The sequence below is a fragment of the Bradyrhizobium sp. genome (genome assembly GCF_028868675.1).
GTDB lineage: Bacteria > Pseudomonadota > Alphaproteobacteria > Rhizobiales > Xanthobacteraceae > Bradyrhizobium.
The window spans coordinates 1-9,960 of sequence record NZ_JAGWUA010000177.1 but is presented as its reverse complement, the minus strand read 5'-3'; the positions used below and the strand labels follow the sequence as shown (position 1 = coordinate 9,960).

Annotated in this window: 12 protein-coding genes and 1 tRNA gene; 5 read left to right on the top strand and 8 right to left on the bottom strand. The window is 66.2% G+C overall.

The annotated features are described in order from the left end of the window. Positions 1-4 precede the first annotated feature (4 nt). A tRNA-Gly gene (locus KGM94_RS19685) sits at positions 5-79 on the bottom strand. Between the two features lie 288 nt (positions 80-367). Here KGM94_RS19685 and trxA point away from each other — a divergent pair. Next, on the top strand, positions 368-1,291 hold the full coding sequence (gene trxA / locus KGM94_RS19680; RefSeq protein ID WP_300263182.1) for a thioredoxin: 924 nt from the start codon (positions 368-370) through the stop codon (positions 1,289-1,291). Positions 1,292-1,427: 136 nt separating this feature from the next. After that, complete coding sequence (locus tag KGM94_RS19675) at positions 1,428-2,102, top strand: LON peptidase substrate-binding domain-containing protein (protein ID WP_300263180.1); 675 nt, start codon at positions 1,428-1,430, stop codon at positions 2,100-2,102. A gap of 6 nt (positions 2,103-2,108) precedes the next feature. On the opposite strand, the gene KGM94_RS19670 is transcribed toward KGM94_RS19675, so the two are convergent. Together KGM94_RS19670 and KGM94_RS19665 are read right to left on the bottom strand one after the other, a co-directional pair. After that, positions 2,109-2,921 (bottom strand): NAD(P)H-binding protein, encoded by an 813-nt coding sequence (locus tag KGM94_RS19670; protein WP_300263178.1) that lies wholly within the window; start codon positions 2,919-2,921, stop codon positions 2,109-2,111. Between the two features lie 165 nt (positions 2,922-3,086). After that, on the bottom strand, positions 3,087-3,437 hold the full coding sequence (locus KGM94_RS19665) for a hypothetical protein (RefSeq protein ID WP_300263176.1): 351 nt from the start codon (positions 3,435-3,437) through the stop codon (positions 3,087-3,089). A 104-nt stretch (positions 3,438-3,541) separates the two neighbouring features. Here KGM94_RS19665 and KGM94_RS19660 point away from each other — a divergent pair, with 104 nt between their 5' ends. Then, a complete protein-coding gene (locus tag KGM94_RS19660; RefSeq protein WP_300263174.1) occupies positions 3,542-4,075 on the top strand; it encodes a TetR/AcrR family transcriptional regulator in 534 nt (177 codons plus the stop codon). Between the two features lie 18 nt (positions 4,076-4,093). Here KGM94_RS19660 and KGM94_RS19655 read toward each other — a convergent pair whose 3' ends face one another. Genes KGM94_RS19655 through KGM94_RS19645 form a run of 3 tightly spaced genes read right to left on the bottom strand, consistent with a single transcriptional unit; the run spans position 4,094 to position 6,214 of the window. After that, positions 4,094-4,924, bottom strand: a complete 831-nt coding sequence (locus tag KGM94_RS19655; protein ID WP_300263172.1) for an FTR1 family protein — start codon at positions 4,922-4,924, stop codon at positions 4,094-4,096. A 15-nt stretch (positions 4,925-4,939) separates the two neighbouring features. Beyond that, positions 4,940-5,284 (bottom strand): cupredoxin domain-containing protein, encoded by a 345-nt coding sequence (locus KGM94_RS19650; protein ID WP_300263171.1) that lies wholly within the window; start codon positions 5,282-5,284, stop codon positions 4,940-4,942. A 36-nt stretch (positions 5,285-5,320) separates the two neighbouring features. Beyond that, complete coding sequence (locus KGM94_RS19645) at positions 5,321-6,214, bottom strand: hypothetical protein (RefSeq protein WP_300263169.1); 894 nt, start codon at positions 6,212-6,214, stop codon at positions 5,321-5,323. A gap of 177 nt (positions 6,215-6,391) precedes the next feature. Between KGM94_RS19645 and KGM94_RS19640 the strand changes: the two genes are divergently transcribed. After that, entirely contained in the window at positions 6,392-6,589 is a 198-nt protein-coding gene (locus tag KGM94_RS19640) for a Trm112 family protein (protein WP_300263167.1), read from the top strand. Between the two features lie 189 nt (positions 6,590-6,778). On the opposite strand, the gene KGM94_RS19635 is transcribed toward KGM94_RS19640, so the two are convergent. Beyond that, positions 6,779-7,999, bottom strand: a complete 1,221-nt coding sequence (locus tag KGM94_RS19635; protein WP_300263165.1) for a ubiquinone biosynthesis hydroxylase — start codon at positions 7,997-7,999, stop codon at positions 6,779-6,781. Between the two features lie 107 nt (positions 8,000-8,106). Between KGM94_RS19635 and tesB the strand changes: the two genes are divergently transcribed. Then, entirely contained in the window at positions 8,107-8,967 is an 861-nt protein-coding gene (gene tesB / locus KGM94_RS19630) for an acyl-CoA thioesterase II (protein ID WP_300263163.1), read from the top strand. Positions 8,968-9,074: 107 nt separating this feature from the next. Here tesB and KGM94_RS19625 read toward each other — a convergent pair whose 3' ends face one another. After that, positions 9,075-9,947: a DUF4339 domain-containing protein gene (locus tag KGM94_RS19625; protein ID WP_300263184.1), complete on the bottom strand. Its 873-nt coding sequence runs from the start codon at positions 9,945-9,947 to the stop codon at positions 9,075-9,077. Between the last annotated feature and the right edge of the window lie 13 nt (positions 9,948-9,960).

The window sequence follows — 9,960 nt, the reverse complement described above, 5'->3', positions numbered from 1 at the left end:
AAATTGGAGCGGGCGAAGGGGCTCGAACCCTCGACCCCGACCTTGGCAAGGTCGTGCTCTACCACTGAGCTACACCCGCGTCCTGTGTCGGTCGCGTGACGCGCCGGCAACGGCTGTCCTATGCCAAATGCCGCCGGCGAATGCAACAGCTACCGGCGGCATAGGTTCGCGTTTCTGGACCCCATATGAGCCCGTTTCCGGACGATCCTGCCGCAAAATGCAGGGGCGCCCGCCGAATCGGGACCCATGGACCGGAAATGGATTGAAAATCGGCCGGCCCGGCCCAATTTTAGGGAACGGCGCCGCAGCATCTCCGGCAACGACGTGCTAAAGACCGCGCAATTCCAGCCATCAGACGAGGGATCCCGTGACGATCATTGACCAGGGTAACGGCAGCGCGGGCCAGGCTGCGCCCGATCTGATCAAGGACACCACCACCCAGGCCTTCGTGAAGGACGTCATCGAGGAATCGAAGCGCCAGCCGGTGCTGATCGACTTCTGGGCCGAGTGGTGCGGCCCCTGCAAGCAGCTCACCCCGGTCCTGGAAAAGGCGGTCCGCTCCGCCAAGGGCAAGGTCAAGCTGGTCAAGATGAACATCGACCAGCACCCGGCGATCCCGGGCCAGATGGGCATCCAGTCGATCCCGGCAGTGATCGCCTTCGTCAACGGCCAACCGGCCGACGGCTTCATGGGCGCGGTGCCCGAGAGCCAGGTCAATGCCTTCATCGAGCGGCTGACCAAGGGCGTGACCGCGCCCGGCGAGGCCAACATCACCGACATCCTGAAAGAGGCCGAGGCCATGCTCGCCGAGGGCGATGCGGCGACCGCCGCCCAGATCTACGCCGAGGCCTTGGCGGTCGATTCCACCAACATCGCGGCCCTTGCGGGCCTGGCCAAGTGCTACGTCGTCTCGGGCGCGATCGAGCAGGCCAAGCAGACGCTCGCCATGGTTCCGGAATCCAAGCGCAACGACGCCGCGGTCAAGGCGGTGCAGGCCGCGATCGATCTCGCCGAGCAGGCCAAATCGCTGGGTCCGGTCACTGAACTGGAACAGAAAGTCGCCGCAAACCCGCTCGATCATCAGGCCCGATTCGACCTCGCAACCGCGCTCAACGCGCAGGGCAACCGGTCGGCGGCGACCGACCAGCTGCTCGCGATCGTCAAGCGCGACCGCAAATGGAATGACGATGGCGCGCGCAAGCAGCTGGTGCAGTTCTTCGAGGCCTGGGGCGGGACCGACGAGGCCACGATCGAGGGACGCAAACGGCTGTCGACGATCCTGTTTTCCTAGAGCATGATCCGGAAAAGTGTGAAGCGGTTTTCCGGAAGGATCATGCTCCAACAAGAAGCCGAGGCGCGATGATGATCCAGCCTGGACTCATCGTGCCTTAGCGAGCACCGGCAGTTCAGCGGGGACCGGGCAGCAGATGCCGATCAACATCGAATATCGCGGGCCTGCCGATCTTCCGGAGATCATCCCGGTGTTTCCGCTGCCGGGTGCGCTGCTGCTGCCGCGCGGCCAGATGCCGCTCAACGTCTTCGAGCCGCGCTATCTCGCCATGGTCGACGATGCACTTCGCGACGGTCACCGTCTGATCGGCATGATCCAGCCGGACGCCGCGCATTCGCAGAATGCGGACAGGCCGGCGCTGTTCCGGGTCGGCTGCGTCGGCCGCATCACCCAGCTCGCGGAATCCGGCGACGGCCGCTACATCCTCGAGCTCACCGGGATCTCGCGCTTCAGGGTGACGGAGGAGCTCGACGTGCTCACGCCCTACCGCCAGTGCAAGGTGGATTTCTTCGCCTTCGCCGACGACTTCATCGCGCGCAAGGGCGAGGACGCGGTCAACCGCGAGGCGCTGCTGGTGGCGCTGGCCGAGTTCCTCGAGGCCAACAATCTCAAGGTGGACTGGGAAGGCGTCGAGAGCGCCCCGAACGAGGCGCTGGTCAATGCGCTGGCGATGATGTCGCCCTACGGGCCGGCCGAGAAGCAGGCCATGCTGGAAGCCCCCGACCTGAAGACGCGGGCGGAGATCCTGATCGCGGTCACCGAGATGGATCTCGCCAAGAAGCGCACCAGCAGCGATCCTCCGCTGCAATAGATCGGCTCATGCCGCCTGTCGATGATCGAGATATTGGCGACGCAGCCAGTCCCGCCAGCAAAGACTGCCGCGAACGCCGTCGCTGACCACGAAACCCATCCCTCGCGCCGCCCTGTCGGACAGGGCGATCGGCAACACCGCGCGCCGCAATCCGCGCACGGAGAGGTACTGCCGCGCGAACTCCACGCACGACAGCTCGTCCGGACCGCCAATCTCCGCCCGATCGCCGTGCTCTCCGTCGAATGCGCATCTGATGACGTAATCGGCGACGTCGGACGTATCGACCGGATTGAATACGGTTCTCGGCACGGGCCAGACCGGAATCCGGAGCAGGCCGGCAAGCAGCTTGTCGAGCAGATAGTAGAAGGGCATCGCCGGGATGACCGACCATGACAGCGTCGAACCGCGCACGAGTTGCTCACCGGCGAGCTTGACGCGGGCATAGGGCAGGGACGCGTCGTGCAGCCCGACGATCGAGACATGAACGAAGTGCGCGACCGACGCCTCCTGGCAGAGTGCGAGCAGGCGCCTCGTTCCGTCGACGTCCACGGCGGCGGGAGAGCTGAAGAAGTCCACCAGTCTTATTCCGCCCCGCCGCGCGATCGGCGAGAAGGTCGCTGCATTGATCACGGTGTGCACGTTGCGCAGCGAGTCCGCCACGCCGGCTCCGGTCGCGAGATCTCCGGTCGCCCATTCGACGTTGGCCCTGGATTGCGCCGACCGCGCCAGGATTCGTACACGACGGCCGGACTTGACCAGCCGATCGACGATGTCGCGGCCCAGATGCCCGGTGCCGCCGGTGACGAGAATGACGGACATGTGAATCCTCCGATGGTTGCGCCCCAGCCTCCTGACGGAACGGTTGCGCCCCGCGACATCCGGCCTTGCTCGCACGCTGCGACGAGCGCTGCTATCGCGAACCCGGGAAGCGACGTCATGCAAAACTCCAGCGTGGCATTCGACGTCGAGCGGGCCTGCCGGCGGCTAGTAGCCGGCGATGGCCATGGCCACGACCGCGCTTAGAGCCATCCAGCCGAAGTGGCGGCCGCGCGTGGCCCAGGCATTGGCGAAGGCTGCGAAGGCAAGCACGCAGGCGAGCGTGGCAACGATCCAGTGACGGGCCGGCTGCGACGCCATCCAGGGTGCCGCGATCAACAAGACGCCGCCGCCGGCCCAGGCCACCGTGGAGGTCTGCCAGACCAGCCGGATCAGGGTTCGCAGCCGCTCCGGTTCGATGCGGGCGCGGGCGAAGACCCTGGTTTCGCCGAGAACGCCGTGAATGGAGGCCACGGCGATGGTGGCGATCCCCGCGGCTTGCAGCAGCATATCACGCATTGGCCAAATCTCCATCGGAGCCCCATCCATACAGTACTGTATGTAGGTAGTCCCGGGATTGCCATCTGTCAATACAGTCGTGTATGGTTTCATGGGAGCCGCACATGAATGGTCAACTCTCCGCCGACGACTGGATCAATCAGGGACTGAAGGCGCTCGCCAGGAGCGGTTTCACGGCGCTGAAGGCCGACCCGCTGGCAAAGAGCCTGGGCGTCTCGCGTGGCAGCTTCTACTGGCATTTTGCCGATCTCGGCGCGTTCCACGCGGCGGTGCTGAAGCGCTGGCGCGAGATCGCGGCGGAGCGGATCATCGCCGAGGTCGAGGCTGACGAGAGCTCCGAGCCACTGCGCTCGCTGCTGCGGCGAACCTTTGGCGCGCGGCTCGATCTGGAAAGGGCAGTGCGCAACTGGGCCGCGTTCGACGCAGCCGCGCAGACCGCCGTGCGCGCCATCGACCGCCGCCGGCTCGATTACATCGCGGGACTGCTCGTCGCGCACGGGCAGAAAGCGGCAACCGCGCAGGCGCGGGCGCAGATCCTCTACTGGACCTTCCTGGGATTTGCGCTGGCGGATAATACTCCGCCCGCCGCGCGTCTGCAGACGCTGCTCGACGAACTGCTGAAGATGGTTTCGGACTAGCTAGCGTAGAGGCCGCGCTCAGCCCGCAGCGACCGCGGGCCGCGGCGGCTGCGATCCGACCAGCCGCATCAGCGCGATCGTCACCAGCACCACGATTGCGTAGATCACGAGCTGCATCTCCGTCGGCTGGTCGGTATAGCCGATCAGGGTGTGCAGGGTGCGGCCGAGCAGGCTGTCCTCCGACAGGAGCCAGCCGCTGTCCCACACCACGACGTCGAGCGCGGTGAACCAGTTGGCGCGCGCGAGGTAGGCAACGGCCTGCGCGGCCATGCCGGCGGCGAGCAGCGTGATCAGCATGGTCGTGGTGGCGAACAAGGCGCGCGGCGGGATGCGCAGCAGGCCGACATAGGTGAACAGGCACACCGCGCCGCCGAGCGCGAGACCCAGCAGGCCGCCGGTGAACAGGCTCGTCGCCGAGCCGCCGTCGGAGGCGGCGACGCCGTACAAGAACAGCGCGACCTCGCTGCCTTCGCGCAGCACCGCGACCCCGACCACGACGGCCAGCGCCCACAGCGATCGCGAGCCGTCCGCCACCGCCTGTCCGACCGCGCGCAGCTCGCCGGCCATCTCCTTGCCGTGCCGCGCCATCCAGACATTGTGCCAAGTCAGCATGATGACGGCGACGGAAAGGATCGCCGCGTTGAACAGCTCCTGTCCCATGCCCTCGAACAGCTGCGACAGCACGCCCGCGAACGCCGCCACGAGGCACGCGCCCACGACGCCCGCCAGCACGCCGCCCGCGATCCAGCGCTGGCGATGCGGAACGCTCTGCGTCACCGCGAGCACGATGCCGATGATCAGCCCGGCCTCGAAGACCTCGCGGAAGACGATGATGAGCGCGGCGAGCATGGAGAGGAGACCTCGCTATTGCACGACCAGCGCGCCGCGCGCCTTTTCGTTGAAGTCGTCGAAGAACTCGTAACGTCCGGGCTTCAGCGCACGGACATTGACCACACCCTCGCTCCTGGCCGCAACGACCTTCTCGACCCGGAGCGACTTGCTCTCGAACTCCATCGCCTTGCCGTCGAGATTCCTGATCCGGATGACCACCGGCTTGTCCGCCGGCGCGCGCACTTCGCCCGGCTGGAACTGACTGCCCGAATAGGTCAACTGGACCTCGGTCGCCTGCTGCGCCTGCGCGGGTGAAAACGACAGCATCGCAACGGCGCCGGCCGCGGCGAGGAACAGGTTGCGTCTCGTGCACGTCATGTCGAATGTTCTCCCGGCTTTCGATCTCGAAGAAACTCAGAATTCCCAGGCAAACTTCAGCCTGGCGCGATGGCGCTGAAACTCGGCGAGATTGAGCGGCAGGGTATTGCCGACCTCGCGGCCCCAGACCTGGGTGTTCCAGGCCGCCGTCATGAACGATTTGGGCGTGAACTGGATGTACAGCGTCGGACCGACCATCAGCGCATCGCCGGTGAACGCAGACAAGCCGAAATCGTCGTAGTGGCGGAGGTACCAGGCCTCCGCGCCGATCAGCACCCCCGGCATGATTCGCACCGAGAGCGCCGCCGAGCCGCCGAGCTTCGCCTCGCGGATCGTCTCGCTGGTGAGGGTTTGCGTGTATTCGGGCTCGTAGAGCAGGTTGAAGCCGGCATAGAGCCGGTTCCGCAGCAGCTCGAGATCGGCGTTGATGGTCGTCTCCAGCTCGTAATTGTGCACGCGCTCGCCGCCGGTCTCATCGACCAGCCGGACGGTCGGCTCGACCGCGAGCGTCACCGACAGCGGATTGTTCGAGGTCCGCTCGATCGCCAGATAGCGAAATTCGGCGAAGCCGCCGGCAAAGGCCACCTGCCGGCGGTCGTCGAGGTCGGTCACGCCCCGAATATTGTGGGTCGCGCCGAGCGCGCCGAACTCGATCTGCACGAACTGGGACGGCGTGAATTCATACTCGTACTTCGTCTCGGTGGCATTGTACCGGCCATCGCGCTTGCCGAAGCGACCAATGGTGTCGACCGTGAATTCCTTCTCGCCCTCGATGCCGATGCCGGAGCCGGTAGTGAACCCGAAAATGTACTTGGTCTCGATCTCGAGCCACGACTCCGCCTCGTCGGCGCGCACGGCCTGGCTGCCGCCGAGCGCGGCGAACGCCAGGGCGGCGAGGGCGCAGGCCCGGCCATGGAAGATCGTTCGCATCGGTCACGCACCCGCCAATCAGTTGCAACTGCAACCCTCCAGCTATTGGCTTGACCGCGACATCGCAAAGAGACTCGTTCTAAACTGGAGCAATTCTAAGAAGCGGCGGCGACGCCAGACGTGGCGACAAGCCGCAGCCGGCCATGATAAAGGCGACGGGGATATCTGGAGATCCTGATGAGCGCATCCGTCGACCGCCCCGAAGACACCGTCGATCCCAAATTGCTGGAGATCCTGGTGTGCCCGATTACCAAGGGCCCGCTCGAATACGACGCGGCGAAGCAGGAACTGGTCTCGCGCTCGGCCAAGCTCGCCTATCCGATCCGCGACGGCATCCCGATCATGCTGCCGGAAGAGGCGCGGAAGATCGATTGAGCGGCGACGGCTGTTCAACACACTCGGTGTCGTCCCCGCGAACGCGGGGACCCATAACCCCAAGGTGTGATTGTGGCACGATGTTGGTAACCCCGAGTCTTCGCCAAACCTCTCCCTGTGGTTATGGATCCCGGGCTCGCGCTTCGCGCGCCCCGGGATGACGAGAGGAGCGTGTGGCGCAAGCGGACCCTACAGCACCTCGCCCTTCAACAGCCGCGGCACTTCGCCGGTGAGGCCGGCGGCCTGGCGGATGAACAGGTTCTTGAGGGGTGGGGCGCGGTCGACGAGGCCGAGGCCGATGTCGCGCAGGGTCCGCAACAGCGTCGATTCGTTGGAGAACAGGAAGTTCAGCGAATTGGTGGCGAGCCCCATCGCCATGGTGTCGAACCGCCGCCAGCGCTGGTAGCGCTCGAGCACGTCGGCCTGTCCGATGTCCATGCCGAGCCGGGCGGCGTCGACGACGACTTCGGCGAGCGCGGCGACGTCCTTCAGCCCCATGTTGAGGCCCTGGCCGGCAATGGGGTGGATGACGTGCGCGGCATCGCCGATCAACGCAAGCCGCTCGGCGATGAAGGAGCGCGCGACGAAATAGGACAGCGGAAACGCGCGCGGCTTGTCCAGCGCCGTCACCTCGCCGAGATGCAGGCCGAAGCGCTGCTCGAGCTCGGCGTGAAAGTCCGCCTCGCTCAAGGCCACGATGCGCGCGGCCTCCGCGCGGCGCTCGGTCCACACCAGCGACGAGCGCTTGCCGGTCAGCGGCAGGATGGCGAACGGGCCCGAGGGGAGGAAATGCTCCTCGGCGCGGCCTTCATGGTCGCGCTCATGGCCGACGGTGACGACGATGCCGGATTGATCGTAGTCCCAGCCGTTGGTCGCGATGCCCGCGCGCTCGCGCAATTTCGACCTCGCGCCGTCGGCGGCGACCAGGAGGCTCGCCGCAATGACACTGCCGTCGCCGAGGGCGACGTCGATGCCCTCCGCGCGCGCCTCGTAAGCAGTCACGGCGGTGGGCCTGAGATCGATGCCTTCGGCCTCGGCGCGCGCAACCAGCACGTCGATCAGGCGGCGATTCTCGACCATATGGGCAAAGGGCTCGCCCGGCTCGACGTCGCCCGCGAAGGTCAGGAACACCGGACGCGTCGCATCCTGCAGCTTCGAATCGGTGACGACCATGTCGAGGATCGGCTGCGCCTCATCCTTGACCCCGTCCCAGGCGCCGACCGCCTGGAACAGCCGGCGGCAGGCGGCGACGATGGCGGTGGCGCGCGGATCGCGGCTCGGCCGGCTCGCCAGCGCGGGGTCGGCGACGATCACGGGAACATCGCGGCCGAGGCCCTGTCGCAAGGCCAGCGCCAGCGCAAGCCCCGCGAACGCGCCGCCGCCTATGACAATGCTGCCCTGTACCGACATATCCGACGTCCCGACCGACTCTGGCTCTTGCTAGCAGACTATAGCTGGGCGAAACAGTCGGGTGAAACAAGGGCGGAACAAGGCCCGCGACCGTCGAAAGCACCGCCATGTCCAAAAGTCTGATCGACCTCATCGCCATTCTCGACATCGAGCAGCTCGAGGTGAACCTGTTCCGCGGCAACAGCCCGAAGACGAGCTGGCAGCGCGTGTTCGGCGGCCAGGTGATCGGGCAGGCGATGGTGGCGGCCTGCCGCACCGTCGAGGGCCGGCTGCCGCATTCGCTGCACTGCTATTTCATCCTGCCCGGCGATCCGCAGATCCCGATCATCTACCAGGTCGAGCGCCTGCGCGACGGCCGCAGCTATTCGACCCGCCGGGTCACCGCGATCCAGCATGGCAACGCGATCTTCTCCGTCATGGTGTCGTTCCATGCCGAGGAGGAGAGCGACTTCGACCATCAGGACGGCATGCCTGAGGTGCCGCCGCCGGAAAAGCTCACCGCCGAGGAGGTGGCGAAGCAGCCGATGTTCCGCGAGATGCCGGAATTCATCCGCCGCTACTACGAGTCCGATCGCCCGATCGAGCTGCGTCCGGTCGAGCTCGGCCGCTATTTCGGCCAGAAGATCGACGACGGCCGCATCAACGTCTGGATCAAGACCGCAGCGACGCTGCCCGACGACCCGGCGCTGCACATGTGCGCGCTGGCCTATGCCTCGGACTTCTCGCTGCTCGACGCCGTGATGGCGCGCTACGGCCGCACGCTGTTCGACAAGCGCATGATGCCGGCGAGCCTCGACCACGCGATGTGGTTCCACCGGCCGTTCCGCGCCGACGAATGGTTGCTCTACGCGCAGGATTCGCCGAGCGCACAGGGCGGCCGCGGCCTGACCCGCGGCCTGATCTTCAAGACCGACGGCACGCTGGTGGCCTCGGTGGCGCAGGAAGGCTCCGTGCGCCAGCGCAAATAGAGCGTTTTCGAGCGAAGTGGATACCGGTTCGCGTGAAGAAAACGCGCCAAAACAGGAATCCAGATCTTCGGTTCTGATTGAATCAGAACCGAAGATCTGACGCGCGCTCAGGCGCGCGCCATCGCGCCGCGCTCGACCAGCGCGAATTGCGAGACGTACCAGCGCGTGTACCAGCGCAGCACCCAGGGGATCGGGATCAGGAAGCTGCAGCCGATCGCGAACACCAGCGTGCGCCACAGGATCTGCAGGCCCGTGCCGTTGAACACGATCTCGCGCCGCGTGCCCTCGATGTTGCTGCAGATCCAGCGCATCCAGAACGCGACCACCCAGGCCCAGCCGACGATGGTGACGGCGGAGATCAACAGCAGCAGGTACCAGCCGACGTAGCCGATCGCGCTGCCCTTGAACGAGATCGGCAGCCGCTGGCCGTTGGAGGAGAGATTGCCGGCGATCCAGCGCAGGATCATCCAGGCCAGAAGTCCCTGCACCACCACCCCGAGGAGCTGCATGATCGAGCTTCCGCTCGCGCCGGAATAACTCAGCAATGCGGTCGCCATGAACACGTACCAGATGTCCATCGCCTGACCCTCGAAGCCGACATTGGGCCGGCCCGGCACCTGGAGGCGCGAGGCGAACCATTTGTAGAACCAGGTGGCGACCCACGGCGCGGGGATCACCAGCAGCATGCCGATGACATAGACGATGCTGCGGCCGAGCAGGTCGAACAGTCCGACGTCGACGGACAGAATGCCGCCCGGGCCCGCGCCGCGCGTGGGCATGCCGCCTCCGTGCGAAACGGCCGGCGGCGCGCCGCCGCCCAGTAGACCGGGGATTTCGGCCGCCCTCTGCCAGCCGGCCATGCCCTCGGTCCAGACCAGCGTGTCGGGTCGGACCACGCCCTGGACGATCAGGTCGCGGAATTGAACTTCGGGAAAGGGCCCCTGCTGCTTGCCCTCGGATGCGTAAAACCAGCTCGCCATGATCGCCCCCTCC